The organism is Petrotoga sibirica DSM 13575 (assembly GCF_002924625.1).
Taxonomy (GTDB): Bacteria; Thermotogota; Thermotogae; order Petrotogales; family Petrotogaceae; genus Petrotoga; species Petrotoga sibirica.
Genome location: NZ_JAHC01000012.1, coordinates 1 through 21,521, shown reverse-complemented (window position 1 = coordinate 21,521; position 21,521 = coordinate 1). Strand labels below are relative to the sequence as shown.

Below are 21,521 nucleotides of genomic sequence, written 5' to 3'. Positions count from 1 at the left end.
TGGTGGGCGTGAGCCTGTCTTCAACCGTACTTCTTTCATGCATATTTTTTTCTAGAAAATTCTTCAGTTCTAGTTATTTTTCAATTTTTTGAAGAATTACTTCGATTTTCAAAGAGCATTTTGGATAATTATCCAATATTTTAGTTCTTTTTCTTCTTGCTTTAACTTACTTTACCTTTCGTTAATCGTTGTTTCTACCTATTTCTGAAGTGGGTATTTCGAATTAAATGCATTTTTAACTTCTCATACAACGGATAGTATTAGTTAGTCTATTATAAAAATTCTAAATATCCGAATCTTTCAGGGGTATGGAAAGACCCATAAGTGCAACTCCAACATCCATATAATGCAGCATCACCTTTCCACCTGTTTCTTGTGAAGTTGACTCTGGTTATTTTAGAAACATCTACGCCTATTTCTTGGAGATCTATTTTCAACTCTGCAATCCACTCTTCTTTTAGTTTGTTTGTAGCAGCTTTTATATGCCCGTTCCAACGTGAATCCAACATAATTTCATCGTATATAGTTCCATTTGCTGAAACTACATAATGGTAATATTTTGAAGGAACGGATTCATCAGGCCAAATAAAAACCTCCACTGAATCTCCTAAATATACTCTTGTATCTCTCGGCCCTTCTATAACTTTCATTTCATATAGCGCAGGTTCTTCGCAAGAGAATAGTACATATAGATAATTTTCATCGTAAAAGGCTTTCACCTTAGTTTCAAAGGGGAAAGGTTCTCCTCTATCGTTTGTTAGGAAATTGTTAGACCACTCTATTTCTTCCCAAATATTATCAATTTCCCCATCTATTACAGGAGGAGTTGAAACCTTTTGTATTTGCATTTTTGGCAAAGGAATTAAATTTTCCACAACAACCATTTCCGGAGGTTTTGTAGCTTTTATTGGAGCTTTCCCTTCTCTTTCTTTTGCATATAAAATGGGTCTTAAAATGTCCATCATTTTGTAGATTTCTTCTATTAGTATTATAGAAGCATCGTAGTTTGTGATATTGGAAGCAATTTGAATTTTTAAAGCAGATAGTTGTTGCCAAAAGTTAACAATTCCGTTTTTGTTCCAAATTAAAATATTTTTGATTTTTTCTTTAAGCCATTTAGTTTCTTCATCTGTTAAAAACCCGTTTTCTTGAAGGATCACTATAGAATCTTCAATTTCCTCTATAAATGTTTCAAAAAAGCCTTTTGTCGGAGCGTGAGCTGTAATTGCATCTTCTCTAAAATAACCTGTTTTAAGAAGAGATAAATCAATTGTTTTAGTCGTAGTGGGGTTCAAATTCTTAATATAAGAAGTGGAAAATATGGCGACACCTGGGAAACCCTTTTCTTTAACAACCTTAATTTGTCTCATCATTTCATCTTCGTTTTTAAGAGCAAAAGCTGCTAGACCTGGATAGATATGAACATATCTACTGTAATTTTTTTGTCCCTCGAGAACTATTTCAAGATCCTCTAAACTGCTTTTGTAGTCCATTGGGAACAAAACGTCAACGTATCGGTTTTGTGCCCAATTTCCCCAATTTTGCTTGTATTTTAATCTTGATTCGCTTAAAGAAGGGCCTACAGCCACACTTACTATTATTTTTGGTTTTATTTTTTTTACTTCGCGATAAATTTCTTGAACGAAAGAAGTAACAAGGTTTTCTCTCCACAATTGCCAAGTTACTGTTTCTGGTGAATACTTTTCTATCGTAAGTGGATCTATTCCACTTTCTTGAAAGAATTTTTTGATTGTACACTCGTCATAGCCCATATAGTCAGAAGCATATCTTAAATAATCTAAATGAATTCCATCTACATCGAATTCATTGACCAAAAAGAGAATAGCATTTTTGATGAAATTTCTTGCTTCTTGATTAGAATGAGAAAGCCATACGGTCTGAGACTCTGAATAAATATTACCGAATTTATCTTTTTCAAGCCATTCTGGGTGTAAATACATCATAGGACTTGGAGAAGTGTGTGCAATGGCAAATGTCCAAACCCATGGATGGACTTCCATACCTCTTTTGTGTGCTTCAGAAATTATGATTTGCAAAGGGTCCTCCTCCCATTCTTCAAATAATTCAGATAGAGGGTACCCTGTCGTTTCGCTAAGTGTTTTTGAGATTGTTCGTCCTTGATAAATGATTTCAGGTAATAACAAGTTAAAATTCAAATCGGATAATTCATTAATAATTTTAGACAAATTTTGGGGGGTTTTTGCTTGTGCGATGGCAGAATAATCTAACCACACTGCTCTGGTTTCTATCTTATCACTAGGAAAAGTATAGCTCCTTACAATTTTTAAATCTTCTTTCAGTTTACTCACTTCTTCCATTGAAGATTCTTTTATTTTGACGTCCCTTAGTCTTTTTTCCAATTCGTTTATACTATTTAATAAAGAAAAGTACCTTTCTTTTGTGACATGAGGTTGTATTCTTTCAATTTCGTTTTTCATTTCTTTTATGTTATTTTCAACTTTTGATAGTTCAATTTCTATTACGTCAATCGGTGTAGGAGGTAAGTCTAGTAGGTATCTGGTCGCATTTGCAATTAGTTTTTGGAAGATATAATCACCCAAAGCTAAAGCAAAAACATTTTCACTGAAAAATATTCCTGATTTTCCTAAAACCACTGCGCAATTATCTTCATATGATGTAGAAGGATTTCCTTCAGAATCTTTTGACCATTCAGCTAATCTCTTTACTTCTGGATCAATTGTTTTAAAAGTAAAAGTGAAACCTCTTGGCATTTTGATATAGTCTGGCATCTCCTCACCAAAAACTTTCTTTCCTTCTTCTGTGATGCGCATATAATTGTATTCTCCTCTTTCCCAATTAGAATATTGTATCCCTAGGTAAGGTCCCACAATATAATTTGACCTTATCTTTCCATCAGAATATCTAAGAGTCGCTTCGTAACCTCCAAGTATTTTCCCACCTCTTTGAAGAAATGCTTCTATTTCGGAAACTTCCCTTTCTGTTAAAGACGCGTTATCATGAAGTATCAAAACTTTTATATAATCAGGTATTCCAATGTTATTTACAATGGTTGTATCTAAAAGTTCGTATTCAATATTCCTATATTCTAGGCTCCTTAAAGTCCCTTCCAATATGGTTTGGTAAGATGAGGGCCCGTAGAAGTTTTCAGAAGCTTCTGATACTAGTACACCAACTTCTGCCCCCAAAAAAATCACTAAATAAAGCACAAAAAATAGAAACATTATTCCTTTTTTCATTTGTCACGCGCCTCCCTTTAGAAACACTTATTTTAACTAAAAGTTCACTGTTTCAAGGCACCTTGATAGCCTTCTATAAAATACCTTTGTGTGAAAAAGAAGAAGACAAGAATTGGGATAGAAGCAATAATTAAACTGGCAGTGATATATCTATAATTTTGTTCAAACATACTGTTTAAGTAAGAAAGGCCTACCTGTAAAGGGAATTTATTTTGACTTTGAAGAACTATCAATGGCCACAAAAAAGCATTCCAAAAACCTGCAAATGAGATAATAGAAAGTGCTGTAGCCGCAGGTCTCACCATTGGAAACATTATTTTCCACCAAAGTTGAAACTCGTTACAACCATCTATTCTAGCGGCATCTTCAAGATCCCTGGGGATAGATAGATAATTTTGTCTCATTATAAAAATTCCAAAAATATTAACAGCACTCGGCAGGACAACGGCTAAATAAGTATCGAAAAGTTTAAGATTTAAAATAGTTATGAAATTAACGATTAGCCCTCCTTGAATGGGTATCATCATAGGCAACAAAATCAAGAAAAATAGAAGATTTCTTCCTTTGAATTCTAACCTTGCAAGTGGATAAGCTGCTAAAGATGCAAACACAACATTAAAAATTATTCCCAGGGCTGTAATTATTAAAGAATTTAAGAAGTATCGCGGAAATGGAATATTTTCAACGACGTATTTGTAAGCATCAAGAGTAGCAGGTTTCGGTATCCACTTTGGCGGCCAAGCCAGGACATCTGTTGCAGTCTTCAAGGATGTAGAAAGAGCCCATAAAAATGGGAATATAAAAAATAAGGCCAAAATAATTAATAGAACATAATTTAAAGTAATTTTTATTATTTTTTTGTTATTTATTTGTTTTTTTCCTTTTTTTCTCACTACCGGCACCTCCTAAGCCAAAAAATTTGAACTGTATTAATGTTAAAGCAATTAAGAATGCAGAAAATATTACTCCCACAGCCGCTGACTGCCCAAATTGGTAGCGATTGAAGGCCAAATTGTAGGTTTCAAACATTAGCGTAGTTGTCTGATTTGCTCCTCCTGTGAGTAGAAAAATTTCCTCAAAAACCTTTAAGGCGGCCATGCTTGACAAAACAAAGCACAATAACATTGTAGGTCTTAATAAAGGAATGGTAATTTTGGTAAATTTTTTAAAACTGCCCGCTCCATCCAAAGCCGCTGCTTCGTAAAGCTCTGAAGGTATATTTTGTAATCCCGCTAGATAAATAATCATATAATAACCAAGGCCTCTCCAAAAGGTAACAAACATACATGAAAACAAAGCTACGTTTTTATCTAAAAGCCATAAAACCGGTTCTTCTATAATGTTCAGGGACATAAGAAAATAATTGAGTATGCCGTCTACGTCGAATATCCATCTCCACGCTATACTGACTATAACACTGCCCGTTATTACAGGAATATAAAATAAAGTTCTAAAAAACTTTATTCCAGGTATTTTTTGATTGACTAGAACAGCTAAGCCTATTGAGGTGAATTGTATAAAAGGGACAACTATAAGATACTTTAAAGTATTAGCCAACGAAATATAGAAATACTTGTAATTAAAAAGCCATCTATAATTTTTTAGCCTCACCCATTTAGTTTCACCTGTTAACATATTGTAATCAGCAAAAGATAAAGTTATCCCTCGCACAATCGGATAATAGCTGAAGATGCTCAATAAAACCAAAGGTACTACTAAGAAGCAAAAGGCAATCAAATATGTTTGCTTTTTTCTGCTAAGTTTCAAATGCCACACCTCCTAAATCAAGGGCGATAGGTGTATACCCTATCGCCTTTTAACCAATGAATAAAAAACTAAAATTCGCTTGATAATACTTCCTTTAACTCTTCTTCAGCTAAATATAATGCTTCTTCTGCTGTGTAATCACCTTTAATAGCAGCTATCCAATAATCATTTAGGATCCTTCTGAATTCAGAATATTTTGATGGTTCTATTATTTTCCCGATGGCATCTAGATCAAAACCATATATCATTGATTTACTAGCTAGTAATTGTGCTTTAACATTCAAATCTCTTTTTGCTCTTTCTAAAAACCAAGGATCTTCATCAAGCGATATTTTCGTTGATGGAACAATTGTTGCAATCTTAGCAAACTCCACTTGCCAGTATGGAGAAGTTAGCCATAGTCCAAATTTTACCGCTTCAGCTTTATTTTTCGCTTTGGATGGCACTGCTACATTCATTGCTGACGCAGGAATTCTTTTACCCTTTCCCAAAGGATAGGAGGTAACATCACTAACTTCGAATATACTTGGACTATTTATTTGAACATGTTTAACCATAGTTATTCCAACAGGGAACATAGCAATTTTTCCCCCTGCAAACTTTTGCTTAGCTGCTTGATAACCTCCTAAATCTTGAGGCATAAGAGCCTCTTTGAAGGCAAGTTGATGTTGTTTCAATCTAGCAATTGCCTCAGGGGTGTTTACTATGGGCTTTTTTCCATCTGCAGAAATTAATGGGACGCCCTCTTCCTGAAGATCGAGATGTGCAACTATGTTGGGTTGATATCCGTATAAGCCAGTTTTCTCTTTAATTATTCTAGAATATTCTATTATTTCATCCCATGTCTTTGGGGGAACATTAGGGTCTAAGCCTGCTTCTTCAAAAATCTGTCTGTTGTAAAGCAAAATTCGGGGACTTATATACCAAGGAATAGCAAATGATTTTCCATCTATTACAGTAGCTTCCCAATAGTTCGGTAAGTATACATATTTGTCTGCTACAGGTACGAATTCATCGATTGGGCTTAATGCATTTTGAGCTGCAAAGTCTATAACCCAAGGAGTATTCATATTCACGAGATCAGGCACGTTACCCGAGGCTATTGAAGCGATGAGTTTTTGTTGAAAAGCATTATAAGGGATATCAACCCAGTTGATCTTTATGTCAGGATTTGCAGCTTCAAAGGTATCTATAACTGAGTTAACGTAATCTGAAAATGTAGACAAAGAAAGCGTCCAAAATTCAACAGTTACCCTTTCTGCTGATAACACCAACGAACCGATAATCAAACATGACAACACCACAAAAAACTTTTTCATGCCAATCTACCTCCTTCTTTTTCAGCCACATTTCGTGGCTACAACTTTGATACCTTTTGAATCTGGTTTTCTATTTCTTCAGGATGAATCTTCAGAAGTTCGGTATTCTTGCTTAGTGCCAAATAAATTCCTGAACCAATTGCTTGCCCCATACCTGCACATGTTGGTTGAATTCTTGCAGCGGATTGACCTTCGAAATCTGAAGAAAAACACCTTCCAACTATTGCTAAATTTGTATAACTTTCTGATATTAACGATCGTAAAGGTATTTCATAGTAATCATCATATTTCGGAATAAAACCTTTTTCTTTTTCATCTATTTTCTTTTCATCTGAGTGAATATCAATTCCATAACAACCTTTCACCACCCCATCTGGGAATTTTTTATATGTTCTTACATCTTCTCCAGTAAAAGTATACATTCCTTTAACTCTTCTACTTTCTCTTATCCCAATTTCGGGGGCTATTTTTTCAAGGTAGGCGTTTTCAAACCCCTTTACATATCCCTTTGCAAAATTGAATATCTTTTCCACCATTATGGTTCCTTCTAATATACTTCTTGAAAGTTCTGAGTTATCAATTGAGTCCTTAGAGATATTCATAGTATTAACTGTCACTCTTCCTTTACCAGGTGACTGAACGAAAAAGAAATGGTCTATGGGTAATGAAGGATCTTCTTTTTTGGCCTCTTCTAGTTCTTTAAAATAACCGGCAACAGAAATAACCTTCATATTTGGAGTAACCCATGCAAAGAAGTTTTTAGGATTATTTTTTACATCACTTCTGATACTCTCAAAATCAACCCCTGCAACAGTAAACATTATTGTTAAAGCTTGATTTTTACCAGATTCATTGCCTACAAAACATTTATTTCCAGAAAGATACCCTACTATTCCGTCGCCGCTGGCATCAACAAAAAAGTCGGATTCAATTTCTATTGTTTCACCATTTGAGGATTGAGCCTTCAAGGAAATAATTTTGTTCTCTTCTTTTATTACTTCTGTCACCATTGTTTTAAATAATAATTCAACTTCACTTTCTTTAAGCATTTTCATCATTTCAATCTTCATTAACTCGCTGTCAAAAGTGTTGAAGAATACCCCACCTTTTCTTTTTAACCTTTCAATTAGTTCTTGAAATATTCCTTTTATCAATAGTTGGTTATCTAGCCAATATTTCATAAATGGATTAACCAACCCAAGTGTAGTAAGCCCGCCAATTGTAGAATTCTTTTCAATTAATAATGTTTTTAGACCGCTTCTTGAAGCTGCTATCGCTGCATGGAACCCTGCGATCCCCCCACCGACAATTGTAACTTGTTTACGATATTTCACTACAACCACCTCAGTATAATTTATTAACAACTGCTCTTGCAGTGTCTTTTCCTGTAGTTAAAGCCTTTTCATATTCTATTGAATACAACAAACCAGACAATATTTCCACAGCAAAAATTTGAACCAGGATAGATCTACCTGCGCTAGTTTTTACAGGGTTTTCACCAGAGAATATTTCTAATACAACATCAGAAGATTTTGTAATAGGGGAGTTGACATGTTCAGTCAAACTAATAGTCATTGCTCCATTCTTTTTGGCGATATTTAATGAATCTACTGTGTCTTTAGTGGACCCACTTTGGCTTATTCCGATTGCTAAATCCCCAAAGCTCAAAGTAGCCGCGGAGATAGCTTGCATGTGAGGGTCTTCCAGTGCGTAAGACGAGAAGCCTAACCTTGTCAGCTTATATTGTAATATTTTGGCAACCGCTGATGAAGATCCTACACCGTAAATCTCTATCCTTTTAGCAGATCTAATGAAATTTGCAGCTTGTAAAAACTTATTTATGTCTAGTATTGAAGCTGTGCTCTCAATCGATTTAAGAGAACCTAATTTAATTTTCCTAAGTATTTCTTGAGGAGGATCATTCTTGAAGATGGTAATATCTTTTTCTTCTTTAAATGTGTCTTCCTTATTATCCAAGGCTAAGGTGAGTTTGAAATCTTGAAACGTTTCAAAACCTGCTTTTTTAACAAACCTAGCAATTGTAGCCTCACTTGTTCTACATTTTGAAGCTAATTCAGTTATGGTAATTCTTGTTATGTCCTCTTTTTTACTATTCAATATATATTCAGCTACTTTTTTTTCAGACTTACTGAAAGTAGACGCCCTAGAATTAAGCAAAGCTTGAATTTTACTCATTTTTAGATTTCCCCTTTTTGAAATGAAAGTATTGCCGATCCCCTTGCGCCTGCAAATTCGCCTAATTGGCTAAATTCGATAAAATCGCCACTTTCATTTCTTATTTCTTCATAAGAGGTTCGAATTTCCTTTAATACTTTCTCACCATACTTTGGAATGACTCCACCAAGATAACATTTTTCAAAGTCTATGGTAGTTTTAATTGTATCAATTAACCAAGCCATAACTTTTGCATAATCTTTTATATTTTTTATGGATTTTTCATCATTCTTTTCATAGACTTTTTCTCTTAAGTATCTTCCAGAAAGTAAAGTTTCAATACAACCAACTTTTCCACAAGTACATCGTTTATTATTTCCTGGAAATACAATATGTCCTATTTCTCCACCCCCTCCCATAATTCCTCTTATTATCGTCCCATTACTAATTATTCCTCCACCAAGACCTGTTCCTACGGTTATCATCAATAAATTGTTAACTTTTGTGATGTAATGTTGAAAATATGCAGCACAATTAGCGTCATTATCAACCTTTGGCCTTATATGAAATTCTTGTTCTACGATATCTGCAATTTGTACTCCTTCCCAATCAGGAATCAAACCAGTTGAAAAATTGACAATTCCTGACTTAAAATTAATTTTTCCGCCGGTAGCAATTCCTATAAAGTGAGTCTCATTCGTTATTAAATCTTTAATTAGAGAAAGCATATTTGAAATAACTTCTTTACCTGTCGCTGCTGTAGGTATCTTTTTACTTATTTTAATTTCTCCAAATCTATCGATTAAAACTCCACGAGTCCAAGTTCCTCCAATATCTATGCCTACAGCAGAAATTTCATCATTTCCAAAATCCTTAAGATGATCTTTAAAATTTTTGGCAATTATATGAGGCCTAGTAATGGCCGATCCAACAGTAACAGCATGTGCTCCACATAAGATTGCTTGTCTTGCAAATTGAGGAGTTGAGATATTCCCTTCAGCAATAACAGGTATATTCGTAATTTTTACAATTTTTTCTATTAAATCTAAATCTGGTAAATTTCCTCCTGAGGTATAATCTGTATAACCAGCGAGTGTGGTTGCTATATAGTCGGGCTTTAAAGGTAAAACATATTTCACATCTTCTATGTCTGCTATATCTGCGATTATTCCAACGTGAGGGTAATATTTTTTCAAATAATCAAAAAGTTCTGGTAAAGGTTCTGGCCTTTCTCTTCTTGTACAATCGATAGCAATAAAATCTGAGTGAGCTTCAACTAAATCATCTATATCTTTTTTAGTGGTTGTGATAAATGCCCCTTTTAAGCTCCTATTTTTAGTTATTCCTATTACTGGAAGGTTAACAAATTTTTTTATCTCTCGGATATTTTCAGGAGAAAGAGCCCTGATAGCATCTGCTCCGCCAGCCTCAGCCGCGATAGCCAGCTTTACAATGGGTTCTTTTCCGTATAAGGGTTCCCCTTCTTCTGCTTGACACGATACTATGAATGCATTCTTCTTCAACGTTTTCATGAATCTTCCTCCATATATTGAAAATAATTTTCATATAAAAAACTAAATAACGAAATTTATCTACATTTTCATTATAATTCTTATTTTCTGAAAAGTCAAATCAGAAAAATACAGAATTTCTTTCGTAATCGCTTTTAATTGCTTATAATTTGATCTAATTAATTAATTTGGATGATTTTCAATTTTTTTCTTTCTGATTTACATCGAAAAAAATTCGATGGTCCATTTATTTACAAATTTAGAGTAAAAATGAGAATTTTTTACTTAATCGGGTTTAATTACGTGTAATTACTTTTAATCACCTATAATCATTGTTAATTGAATTTGGAATTTAGGTAAAAAGTGTATATACTAATAGTGAGAGATGATTCACCTATTAAAATTTATGAAGGAAGTGATTAAAAGTGGATACAATTTTAAAAAAAGTAGAACTTCCAAACGGTGAAACTATGGGGTATAGATACAAACAAGGTGGAGAAAAGACTTTGCTTTTGGTTCACGGAAATATGACTTCCTCAAAACATTGGGATGTTTTTATGGAAGCTTTTGATTCAGATTACACTATTTACGCCCCCGATCTAAGAGGATTTGGCATCTCAACTTATAACAATCCTATCGATTCTCTTGATGATTTTAAGGAAGATTTAAAATTGTTCGTAGATGAATTGGGCTTGTCAAAATTTGATCTTATGGGATGGTCAACTGGTGGAGGAGTTTGCATGATTTTCGCCGCGGATTATCCAAGTTATGTCGATAAATTAATACTAATGGAATCTGTTGGAACGAGAGGTTATCCAATATTGAAAAAAGATGGAGAAGGTAAGCCGATAAAAGATGAATTTTTAAAAACTAAAGAAGAGATAGCTCAAGATCCTGTTCAGGTAATTCCAATTTTGAGTGCATATAACAATAAAGACAAAGATTTTCTTAAAGTAGTTTGGGAAGCAACCATATACACACACAATAAGCCTGAACCTCAAAAATACGAAGAATATTTGGATGATATGTTAACTCAGAGGAATTTGGTTGATGTAGATTATGCTCTGGCAACTTTTAATATAAGTGAAGATTATAACGGGATAAAGCGAGGTGACGGAAGAGCCAAAAACATAAAATCCCCGACTTTGATATTGTGGGGAGAGAATGATCTGGTAGTTCCAGAACAAATGGCTCTTGATATACAAAACGATATAGGAGAAAATGCTCAACTAATTTATCTAAAAAATTGTGGACACTCTCCGTTAGTAGATGATCTAGATCAATTGATAAAAGTTATGAAAAAGTTTTTAATTATGTAAGAACGATTCATATGTTATATTTTGAGACTTGAAAATGAAATAATTTGGCAAATAATATTTTGATCTTAAAAAAAGCAACAGAGCGTTAAAGCAAGTTTGGAGTTTCTAAAGGTACTGAATGTTAGCTTTTAAAGGAGGCAATGCAATGAATGTAGGAATAATGGGGTTAGGGGTTTACATACCTGATAATTACATCTATGCCGAAGAAATAGCCAAGAAAACTAATATTCCACAATGGGTAATAGAAGAAAAATTTGGTATTTTAAAAAAACCCATTCCTGGTCCTGAGGACACAACAAGTTATATGGGTATTCAAGCGGCTAAAGAAGCTATCAAAGACGCAGGTATAGATCCAAATGATATAGATTTAGTCATATGGAATGGTGGCCAACACAAAGATTATCCATGTTGGCTTGCTAGCTTAAAAGTTGCCCACGAGGTTGGAGCCACTCGTGCATGGGGATTTGATATGGAGGCAATGTGTGGATCGATGATGGTTGGAATGGAGACAGCCAAATCCCTTATGATGAATAATGACAATTTGAATACCGTATTACTTGTAAGTGGTTACAGAAATGGTGATTTGATCAATTATGAAGTTCCAGAAACCTCTTTTATGTTCGATCTTGGAGCAGGAGGGGCAGCTTTAATATTAAGGAAAAATTTAAATAAGAATTTGATTTTATCATCCGCTTTTAGAGGAGATGGCTCTTTTTCAGAGCAATGTGTAATAGAAGTAGGAGGAACTAAAAAATGGCCTATGAAACCAGAAGATGCTAATAAGTATTACTTTACAGTAAGAGATTCAGAAAAATTCAAAGCAAATTTGAATGAAAAAACCATGCCTAACTTTTATGGAGTAATCAGAGATTCCTTAAAAAAATCCGGATATAGTGAGAAAGATATTGGATACTTAGCCATTCTTCACTTTAAAAGATCTGCTCATAAGGCTGTTTTAGAAGAATTGGGCTTGAAGGAGGAACAAACAACTTATCTTGAAAATTACGGTCATCTTGGACAAAACGATCAAGTGTTATCTATGAAATTGGCTTTAAAGGAAGGAAAAATCAACTCTGGAGACATCGTTGTTATGGTAGGAGCCGGTATAGGTTTTGTTTGGGCTGCAACCACAGTAAAATGGGGTTAAATAGAAAAATATCACTAAAGTGAGGTGGAGTATTAATGGATAGAATGAAAGACAAAGTTTGTGTAGTTACAGGAGGAGGCAGAGGGATAGGGAAAAGTATCGTTGAGAAATTTGCTAAAGAAGGAGCAAAGATTGTTTTCGCTTTAGACATGAACCAAGAAATTCTTTCTCAGTTAAAGAATCAATTAGGAGAAAATGTTAGAGGTTATCTATTGGATGTAACCGATAGACCTGCTATAGAAGAATTCGTTGAAAAAGTAAAAGAAGAGTTTGGAAGAATCGATGTATTAGTGAACAATGCAGGTATAACAAAGGACGCTTTAATAGGTAGGATGCAAGAAGAAGATTGGGATAAGGTCATCGAAGTAAATTTGAAAGGCGTCTTCAATATGACACAGTTTGTCTCAAACCTTATGTTAGAAAATGGAAAAGGAAGTATCGTAAATATTTCTTCAATCGTAGGCGAAAGAGGGAATGTTGGACAAACTAACTATGCAGCTTCAAAAGGTGGAGTTATATCTATGACATATACTTGGGCTAAGGAATTTGCAAGAAAAGGTGCGAATATTAGGGTTAACGCTGTCGCTCCTGGGTTCATTAAGACCCCAATGACAGAAAAAATTCCTGAAAAAGTATTAGAAAGCATAAAATCAAAGATAACTTTAGGAAGAATGGGAGAACCTGAAGAGGTGGCGAATGCAGTATTATTTTTAGCTTCTGATGAAGCTTCTTATGTGACAGGTCATGTTTTTGATGTAAACGGGGGAACTAATCTATAACCATTTTTTGAATGTTATAGATACTTTAGAAATAAAATGGTTTTTAAAAGGGTTATAGAATGGAGCTTTTCCCTATCCTGTTGAGTCATTTAATGGACCAAGAAGCGTTGAAGCAAGTTTTAGAATTTCTGAATGTAGTTTAAATTTTTGATTTAGGAGGTACTTTCAAAATGTGGAAAGAAAAATATAAGCAAAAATTAATGTCAATTGATGATGCTATATTAAGCCTACCGAAAAGAGTTTCGGTGGTTGTGAGCATGGCAGCAGCTGAAGGCCAAGGCTTTTTGAAAAATGTTCATAAATTTAAAGATCATTTTGAAAAAATAAAAGTAATAACTTGTTTAGATATGGGACATTATGAGTTCTTTTTGAATAAAGAATATGAAGGTACTTTCGAGTTACAAACATGGTTTTTTTCAGAACCAACGAGAAAATCCAAGTATGAAGATAAATTAAAGATAATTGATTATATACCCAATAATCTTCATATGGCTGGTTTAGACAAGGTTATGGCTGAAAAAGAGGAAGGAAATACCTTGGTATTTTGGGGAACTTCCACTCCTATGAGAGAAAAAACTGGATACTTTAATTTAGGTATCTCTAATGTGTATGAAAAAGATTTGGCAGAAAATGCTGATATAGTTGTAATGGAGGTCAATGAAAAAATGCCATTTGTGCATGGGGACACTGAATGGCATATAAACAATGTAAATGTTGTTGTCGAGTCTAATTGGGAGATCCCTGAAATACCTATTTCAGAACCTAAAGAAGAAGAAAAAAAGATTGCTCAGTACATAGCAGATATCATAGAAGACGGTTCAACGCTACAGATAGGGATAGGTGGAATACCCAATGCGGTAGGAAAACTACTCGAAACAAAAAAAGATTTAGGTATTCATACTGAAATGCTTACTGAATCAATGATAGATCTCTTTGAAAAGGGCGTAATAACCAATATGAGGAAGTCTCTTTGGAAGGGGAAATTTGTAATAGCTTTTGCTCTTGGAACAAAGAGAATGTATGAATTCATTGACGATAATCCTGGTATTTTTGAGCTCAGGGGGAGATTTGTTAATGATCCTTACGTTGTTTGTCAGAACGACAATATGGTAAGTTTAAACACAGCAATTTCGTTAGATCTGACTGGACAAGTTGTTTCAGAAGCAATAGGTACCAAACAGTTTTCTGGAACAGGAGGCCAGTTAGACACTCATAGAGGAGCTATAAAAAGCAAAAATGGGAAAGGTATCATCGCCCTACGATCCACGGCAAAAAAAGGAAGCATTTCAACGATAGTGCCTATGCTTCCACAAGGAGCTCCTATTACCGTCCCAAGACAGGATTTGGATTATGTGGTAACAGAATGGGGAGTAGCTCACTTGAGGGGTAGAAGTGCGGGTGAAAGGGCTAAGAAGTTAATATCAATATCTCATCCAGACTTCAGAAAAGAATTAGAACAGGAAGCTATAAAGATGGGGTTGATATAGTACTTAATAGTAATAAGACTATACAGGAGGTAGAAACAATGAATAAAGTTTATATAATATCTGCAAAAAGAACAGCAATTGGTACTTTTGGTGGGACCTTAAAAGATGTTCCTGCAACCAAATTGGGAACGGAAGTTGTGAAAGGAGTTCTAAAAGAAGCTGAAGTATATCCTGAAAATGTTGATGAAGTAATTGTTGGGAATGTTTTAATGGCAGGTCAAGGTATGGGCCCGGGAAGACAAGTCTCCATATATGCAGGGATTCCAGAAGACAAGCCCGGCTACGCAGTTAATATGTTATGTGGAAGCGGTATGAAAAGCATAATGATCGGGGCTACAGATATTAAAACAGGTGACGCAGATCTTGTTGTGGCCGCTGGGATGGAAAGTATGTCAAGAGCTCCTTACCTTTTGCCATTCACGACTAGATTTGGAACTAAATTTGGATCATTTGAAGTTCAAGATCATATGATATTAGACGGGCTCACAGATGTTTTTAATAACTATCATATGGGAGTAACTGCAGAAAACGTCGCCAAAAAACACAATATTTCTCGTGAAGAACAAGACGATTTTGCTTATACGAGTCAAATGAGAGCTAAAGAAGCCATAGAATCCGGAAAATTTAAAGATGAAATAATACCAATTGAAGTAAAAAGAAAAAAAGAAACCGTTCTTTTTGACCAAGACGAACATCCAAGATTTGATGTAACGAAAGAAAAACTTGCCAAACTTAAACCTGCATTTGTACAAGATGGAACCGTAACAGCTGGGAATGCTTCTGGAATAAACGATGGGGCAAGTGCAGTCTTATTAGCCTCAGAAAGGGCTGTAGAAAAATATGGGTTGAAACCAATAGCAGAATTAGTTGGTTACAATCAAGCGGCTGTAGACCCTTCATACATGGGTTTAGGCCCAGTTCCAGCTGTGAAAGGTCTTTTAGAAAAGATCAAAATGGATATAACAGATATGGAATTAATCGAACTAAACGAAGCGTTTGCCGCCCAATCTTTAGGGGTTATAACAGAGTTAGGAAATATTTATGGAAAATCTAAAAGCTGGTTCCTTCAAAAAACCAATGTGAATGGTGGAGCAATTGCTTTGGGTCATCCTATTGGAGCATCGGGGAATAGGATAGTTGTTACACTTCTTTACGAGATGAAAAAAAGAAATAGCGAATTTGGTCTGGCATCACTTTGCATTGGTGGAGGTATGGGAACGGCTTTAGTAGTAAAAAATATATGGAGGTGAGAAAGGTGAAAAGAAACATAGGTTTGGTTCTTTTTTTGGCTGTCTTATTTTCTTTGACCGTGGCAGTAGATCCTATCAAAATCGGCGCTGTAAATCCTTTGGGAGATATAACCGGCGACCAAAGTACAAAGGCAATGAAGTTGGCTGTTAAAGAGATTAACGACGCCGGTGGAGTTTTGGGTAGACCGCTGGAACTTATAGTTATAGATTCAGAATTAAATCCAGCAAAAGGTGCTGCAGCGATCGAGAGATTAGCAACCGTTGAAAAAGTAGATTTTTTTGTTGGTGGAATGGCTAGTGGTGTACATTTAGCACAAGTGCCTATTCTTAAAAAATACCAAAAGATTACTGTTTGGGCAGGAGCGGCTTCCCATCAAGTTGAAATAGCGATGGGTCCAGATGCAGATTGGTATTTCCATCTTCACCCTTGGGATTATCTACAAGGTGAAGGTTATGGAATAGGTTGGAGAGAAATAGTTCAGGCATATCCAAATGTTGATATTAAAAAAATCTTTTTAGCGTATGAAGAAGGAGCATTCGGCACTGACTCATATACAGCTTATTTAGATCTTTATGAGTTAGCAAAGAAAGGTGAAGGACCATGGCAAGGAATAATGGATGAATTTAAAGGAGCTTCATTTAAAAGTGCCGCCCTTGGAGGGGGAGATTATAGGGCAGTGTTAAATCAAGCAAAGGCTTTTGATCCGGACCTATTTGTTTGGGCAGGATACGATGCTGATGCCATACCAATTGTAGCGCAGGCAAAAGAATTAGATTTCACTCCTGACTTGTTAGTAGGAGCTCCCCCAGGTTGGCCAGCGGATTTTGGGAAAAATCCTTTAGCAGAGAATGTTATTCTTTATGGAATGTGGGCGCCGACTTTAAATGATGTAAGTCCAGTAGCTAAACATTTTTATGATGCTTACGTGGAAATGTGGAAAGAAGAACCTGCAACCTACTTCGCTCCTCTTGGATATACTAATATTTATTTTTTAGTTGAGGGGATAAAGAAAGCAGGTAGCCTGGATAAAGAAGCTATCATTTCTGCATTGAGAACCATTGAATATGAATCTCCGTTGGGCGAAGTGTTGAAAATTGAACCAAGCAGAATAATAACAAATCAAGGATTTAAATATCAGAAAATTTTGCAATGGCAAAATGGTAGACAAGAAGTTATTTGGCCTTTAGACCTTGCAACGGCAGCTTTAGCGTATCCTTTCGCTTTCGGAAAATAGAAAGGTTAAATTTGAAGCATGGGGGTTGGAAGATATTCCTTCCCCCTTTCATATAAAAAAACGGTGGTGATTATGTTGAATTTTCTGCATTTTCGACTTAACAAAACATTTTTAATTTTTCTCGCTTTTCTGGTGGTTATTGCTATTTGGAAGCCCATACCTTTGATCTATGGCCTTCAACGCGGTGGTTTATATTCTTTAATCGGTTTACCTTTGGCTTTAATATTAGGAATCGTTGGTATATTAAACTTAGCTCATGGAGATTTTTTGACTTTAGGTTTATATATAGGTTATATTTTTTTCACTCAATTAGGCTTAGACCCACTTATTTCAGTGTTTCCATTGTTTATTTTAATGTTTTTATTGGCAATAGGGATTTATCAGATTTCAATAAAATACGTGTTAAAAGCAGGAGAACTGAACCAACTGTTATTAACATTTGGGATATCTATGGTAATTATAGAGCTTATAAAAATAATTTGGACTACACGCCCAAGAAATATTTATACTCCCTATGCTTCTTCATCTATAACTATAGCAAACTTCTCTATTGGTATTTATGAATTTATTTATCCAATAGTAGCAATTGGAGTTCTTGTCTTTCTTCAACTTTTTTTGAAAAAGACTTTTTTAGGGCAAGCAAGCAGGGCGGTTGGGCAAAACCCAAAAGGAGCTGAAATTGTAGGTATAGATACCAACAAAGTATATCTTATCATTTTTGCTATTGCTTTTGGAATTATAGGAATTGCTGCAGGGATAATGTTGCCAAGGACATCCATATTCCCCTTGTCAGGGAATGCATATACTTTAAAGTCCTTTGCTTTAGCAGCTATGGCAGGTTTGGGTAATTTAAATGGTATTTTAATCGGTGGAATCACTTTAGGAGTAGTTGAAGCAATCGTTCAATCGATTCCTGGGTACAGTGGATGGTCAGATTTAGTTTTTTTTGGAGTATTAATTATCGTAATATTAATTAGAGCATACAGGGGGTCAAAATCATGAAAAAAATCTTAACTCCTTTAATAGCAATTATTGCAATAGGATTATTAATGTTTTTGCCTTTCTATACTGGAGCGTATTTTCTCCATGTGGTGATGACTATTTTAATATATATGACATTATCTTTGAGCTGGGATATGATGTTGAGAACGGGTCAGTTATCCTTTGGAGTAGCAGGTTTTTTTGGTGTAGGTGCTTATGTATCAATAGTTTCCTCTGCGAATTTTGGAATTAACCCTTTAGTTAGCATATTTCTTGCAGGGGGTTTTGTGGCACTGATAGCTTTGGCATTAGGATTTGTCGTGCTTAAATTGAGAGGAATTTATTTTGCAATCACCACTTTAGCCTTGACAATGGTTTTTTCTGTTATTATCAGGAATACTCCCCGTTTAACCGGTGGAGCAAGTGGAAAGGTTATACCTAATGTAATATTTCAAGGAGATTCTTCAAAAATATATTTGTTGATATTGGCCTTAGCTCTATCGACAATTTTAATTTCTGAAATGTTTAGTCGAACAAGGATTCATTTTGCCATCAACTCAATAAGGACAGATGAACTTGTGGCTAAATCTACTGGTATCAATATTTTTAAATATCTGATAATAATCTTTATTATAACAGCAGCTATTCAAGGTGTAACTGGAGCTGTGTACTCTCAACAATATGGTTTCGTTTCTCCCGAAACAACCTTTTCTTTAGATTTTCTCTTATTACCTATGGCAATGGCACTTGTAGGGGGAATTTATTCTACCTGGGGTCCAATTATTGGAGCAATTATTTTAGGATTTGCATCTGAATATTTGAAATTAATTATGCCCTATGGTCATCTCATAATTTATGGAATAATCATAATTCTTATAATATTGTTCTTGCCAAAGGGAATATTTGGATCTTTAAAAAGCAAAAAACAATCTAGTAACTAGTTATTTTTGTATCTATACTACCCAATCTTTCTCTAAAGTCTCATTTGTCAAGCGTCGTCTTTAAATAATGGACAAACTGAGGATAAAGAGGGCTTAAAACGGTTTTAAAGTTTCTTAAGACAGTTCAGTGTCTTATATAGGAGGAGAGCATTATGCAAATAGTATCTACAAAAAAATTAGTGAAAAAATTTGGAGGATTAGTAGCTGTAAATGATGTCACAATGAGTATAGAAGAAAAAGAAATTTTAGGTATTATTGGGCCGAATGGTGCTGGGAAAACCACTTTTGTTAATTTAATAGCTGGTATGTATTATCCCACTGAAGGTGAGATCACATTTGACAATCAGAACATTGAAAAATATCCACCACATATTCGAGCAAGAATGGGGCTCTCAAGAACTTTTCAAGTTATAAGGCCATTGCAAGGGTTTACAGGTTTAGAAAATATTATGGTTGGTGCATTGTTTGGAGCTGGAGAGAATTTAAAACGCGCAAGGGAAACCGCAAATGAAATATGTGATCTTTTAGAACTAGAAAACAGGGACCAACCTATAGATAAATTGACTGTTCTTGACTTAAAAAAAGTGGAAATAGGGAGGGCTTTAGCCTCTAAACCAAAAGTTTTATTTTTGGATGAAGTAATGGCTGGGTTAAATTCTGATGAAACCTGGCAAATGATCGACTTGGTGAAAAAGCTTAGAGAAAGTGGGATGACGATAGTCGTAATTGAACATGTAATGGGGGTAATAAAAGAGTTAACAGACAGAGTAGTAGTTTTAGAATCTGGAAAAATTATAGCAGAAGGGGTCTATCAGGAAGTTTCAAAAGATCCTAAAGTTATATCTGCGTACTTAGGGGAGGAAGACTGATGCTTGAAATCAAAAATTTGAATTTAAAATATGGAAGAATACAGGTAATCTGGGATTTGACGATGTCAATTTATAATAATGAAGCTGTAGGCATTTTTGGGCCCAATGGGGCCGGTAAAACTACCTTAATCAGTTCAATCATTGGTTTAATAAAACCAGAAAAAGGAGATCTCATTTTTGAGGGGAATTCGTTAATTGGATTTAAAACTCATGAAATAATAAGAAAAGGGATTTCTTTGGTTCCCCAGGAAAGAGAATTATTCCCTTTTATGACAGTAGAGGAAAATTTAAAATTGGGAGCTGCCTATGTGCCAAATGCAAGGAATAGAATAAGTGAAAATTTGGATTTTGTTTTTGAGATTTTTCCAATATTAAAAGAAAGAATTCATCAGTTAGCTGGCACTATGAGTGGCGGTCAACAAAGAATGCTGGCTATTGGAAGAGCATTGATGGCAAATCCTAAATTGCTAATACTTGATGAGCCTTCATTGGGGTTACAGCCCTCACTTGTTATAGAATTGTTTCAAAAATTAGTAGAGATTAAGAAAGCCGGGGTATCGATAATGTTGGCAGAACAGAACGTAAAACAAGGGCTAAAGGTTATTGATAGAGGTTACGTGTTAGAAAACGGGAAAATTGTTATGGAAGATGATGCTCAGGATCTTGCTAACAATTCGCACATTCAAAAATCTTATCTTGGGGTGTAAATGCTTAAAAATAATAGTTGAAGAAGGGATAGAGATGTCTTTTAAAAGTATTGGAAGTAAAATAACGTTGATCATAATCACTACTTTTCTTTTGTTTAGTTTATCTATTTCATACAACATATATGCTTTAATCAATTCCAACAACGCTTTAGAGGAATACAAACTTATGGCCGATCACGTTAATTCTTTCTCTCAAGCTGAATTCAACTTTTTTCAAGCTACAATTAGCTTAAAAGATTACACTAATAGTTTTGAAGAACAAAAGGCCAGTGAGTTTTTAAGTTATATTGAAAGTGTCAAAAACAATTTAGTTGATCTTTCAACGTATAATTTAGAAGAGTTACAATCAAATTTAACCAGTTATGAATCACTTTTCAATAAATTAGTTACTTTAAACCAAGGGAAAAATAATCTTATAGATGAATTTTTAAATCATGGATCTGAATTAGAGAATAATATCAATGGTTTTATAGAATTATCACAAAAAGTTGGTGGGTCTTCCTCTTTGCCTATATATTCACAAAGAATTTTGCAGTACAAGAACACAATTATTGATTTGTCTACGCAATATTTCTCAAGTTTATCTGAGGGAGATAAGAACAATGTAATTAAAGAGTTCGAAAATTTAAACTTACAACTTTCTACTTTAGGATATAGCATAATCAATCAGGAATTAAATGATGCTTTTTCAGAACTAACCGATATAGTTGCTTCATTCAAAAACACATTCAATCAAATAGTCACAGCGATAGAATCCCAAGAGCCCATAATCGGGCAGATGGAGCAAGCAAGGGT

17 protein-coding genes and 1 pseudogene are annotated in these 21,521 nt (G+C 34.7%); 11 read left to right on the top strand and 7 right to left on the bottom strand.

From position 1 onward, the window contains the following. Nucleotides 1-272: 272 nt before the first annotated feature. The 7 genes from AA80_RS03010 to AA80_RS02980 are packed head-to-tail and all read right to left on the bottom strand — an operon-like array spanning nt 273 to nt 10,032. Nucleotides 273-3,239, bottom strand: a complete 2,967-nt coding sequence (locus AA80_RS03010; RefSeq protein ID WP_103876355.1) for a family 10 glycosylhydrolase — start codon at nt 3,237-3,239, stop codon at nt 273-275. A gap of 44 nt (nt 3,240-3,283) precedes the next feature. Then, nucleotides 3,284-4,132: a carbohydrate ABC transporter permease gene (locus AA80_RS03005; RefSeq protein WP_103876354.1), complete on the bottom strand. Its 849-nt coding sequence runs from the start codon at nt 4,130-4,132 to the stop codon at nt 3,284-3,286. Next, a complete protein-coding gene (locus AA80_RS03000) occupies nt 4,101-5,015 on the bottom strand; it encodes a carbohydrate ABC transporter permease (protein ID WP_233186801.1) in 915 nt (304 codons plus the stop codon). Before AA80_RS03000 ends, AA80_RS03005 begins: the two co-directional genes overlap by 32 nt. A gap of 59 nt (nt 5,016-5,074) precedes the next feature. Next, complete coding sequence (locus tag AA80_RS02995; protein WP_103876352.1) at nt 5,075-6,325, bottom strand: ABC transporter substrate-binding protein; 1,251 nt, start codon at nt 6,323-6,325, stop codon at nt 5,075-5,077. A 38-nt stretch (nt 6,326-6,363) separates the two neighbouring features. Then, a complete protein-coding gene (locus AA80_RS02990) occupies nt 6,364-7,659 on the bottom strand; it encodes an FAD-dependent oxidoreductase (protein WP_103876351.1) in 1,296 nt (431 codons plus the stop codon). A 10-nt stretch (nt 7,660-7,669) separates the two neighbouring features. Further along, a complete protein-coding gene (locus AA80_RS02985; RefSeq protein WP_103876350.1) occupies nt 7,670-8,521 on the bottom strand; it encodes a MurR/RpiR family transcriptional regulator in 852 nt (283 codons plus the stop codon). A 2-nt stretch (nt 8,522-8,523) separates the two neighbouring features. Next, nucleotides 8,524-10,032, bottom strand: a complete 1,509-nt coding sequence (locus AA80_RS02980) for a putative N-acetylmannosamine-6-phosphate 2-epimerase (protein ID WP_103876349.1) — start codon at nt 10,030-10,032, stop codon at nt 8,524-8,526. A 404-nt stretch (nt 10,033-10,436) separates the two neighbouring features. Here AA80_RS02980 and phaZ point away from each other — a divergent pair, with 404 nt between their 5' ends. The 11 genes and pseudogenes from phaZ to AA80_RS02925 all read left to right on the top strand — a co-directional run. Further along, complete coding sequence (phaZ, locus tag AA80_RS02975; protein WP_208317050.1) at nt 10,437-11,330, top strand: intracellular short-chain-length polyhydroxyalkanoate depolymerase; 894 nt, start codon at nt 10,437-10,439, stop codon at nt 11,328-11,330. A 145-nt stretch (nt 11,331-11,475) separates the two neighbouring features. Continuing rightward, nucleotides 11,476-12,477: a 3-oxoacyl-ACP synthase gene (locus AA80_RS02970; protein ID WP_233186800.1), complete on the top strand. Its 1,002-nt coding sequence runs from the start codon at nt 11,476-11,478 to the stop codon at nt 12,475-12,477. A 35-nt stretch (nt 12,478-12,512) separates the two neighbouring features. Beyond that, the gene (gene fabG / locus AA80_RS02965; protein WP_103876347.1) at nt 12,513-13,256 is read left to right on the top strand and encodes a 3-oxoacyl-[acyl-carrier-protein] reductase; all 744 of its coding nucleotides are present in this window, start codon (nt 12,513-12,515) and stop codon (nt 13,254-13,256) included. Nucleotides 13,257-13,426: 170 nt separating this feature from the next. After that, the gene (locus AA80_RS02960) at nt 13,427-14,743 is read left to right on the top strand and encodes an acetyl-CoA hydrolase/transferase family protein (RefSeq protein ID WP_103876346.1); all 1,317 of its coding nucleotides are present in this window, start codon (nt 13,427-13,429) and stop codon (nt 14,741-14,743) included. Between the two features lie 38 nt (nt 14,744-14,781). Beyond that, a complete protein-coding gene (locus tag AA80_RS02955; protein WP_103876345.1) occupies nt 14,782-15,993 on the top strand; it encodes an acetyl-CoA C-acetyltransferase in 1,212 nt (403 codons plus the stop codon). A 5-nt stretch (nt 15,994-15,998) separates the two neighbouring features. Next, complete coding sequence (locus AA80_RS02950; protein ID WP_103876344.1) at nt 15,999-17,228, top strand: ABC transporter substrate-binding protein; 1,230 nt, start codon at nt 15,999-16,001, stop codon at nt 17,226-17,228. Between the two features lie 72 nt (nt 17,229-17,300). Further along, on the top strand, nt 17,301-18,230 hold the full coding sequence (locus AA80_RS02945) for a branched-chain amino acid ABC transporter permease (RefSeq protein ID WP_103876343.1): 930 nt from the start codon (nt 17,301-17,303) through the stop codon (nt 18,228-18,230). Further along, complete coding sequence (locus AA80_RS02940; RefSeq protein ID WP_103876342.1) at nt 18,227-19,150, top strand: branched-chain amino acid ABC transporter permease; 924 nt, start codon at nt 18,227-18,229, stop codon at nt 19,148-19,150. Before AA80_RS02945 ends, AA80_RS02940 begins: the two co-directional genes overlap by 4 nt. 152 nt (nt 19,151-19,302) lie before the next feature. Continuing rightward, nucleotides 19,303-20,019 (top strand): ABC transporter ATP-binding protein, encoded by a 717-nt coding sequence (locus AA80_RS02935; protein WP_103876341.1) that lies wholly within the window; start codon nt 19,303-19,305, stop codon nt 20,017-20,019. After that, complete coding sequence (locus AA80_RS02930; protein ID WP_103876340.1) at nt 20,019-20,726, top strand: ABC transporter ATP-binding protein; 708 nt, start codon at nt 20,019-20,021, stop codon at nt 20,724-20,726. Before AA80_RS02935 ends, AA80_RS02930 begins: the two co-directional genes overlap by 1 nt. Nucleotides 20,727-20,760: 34 nt before the next feature. Further along, a pseudogene (locus tag AA80_RS02925) lies at nt 20,761-21,521 on the top strand (methyl-accepting chemotaxis protein); the annotation flags it as partial.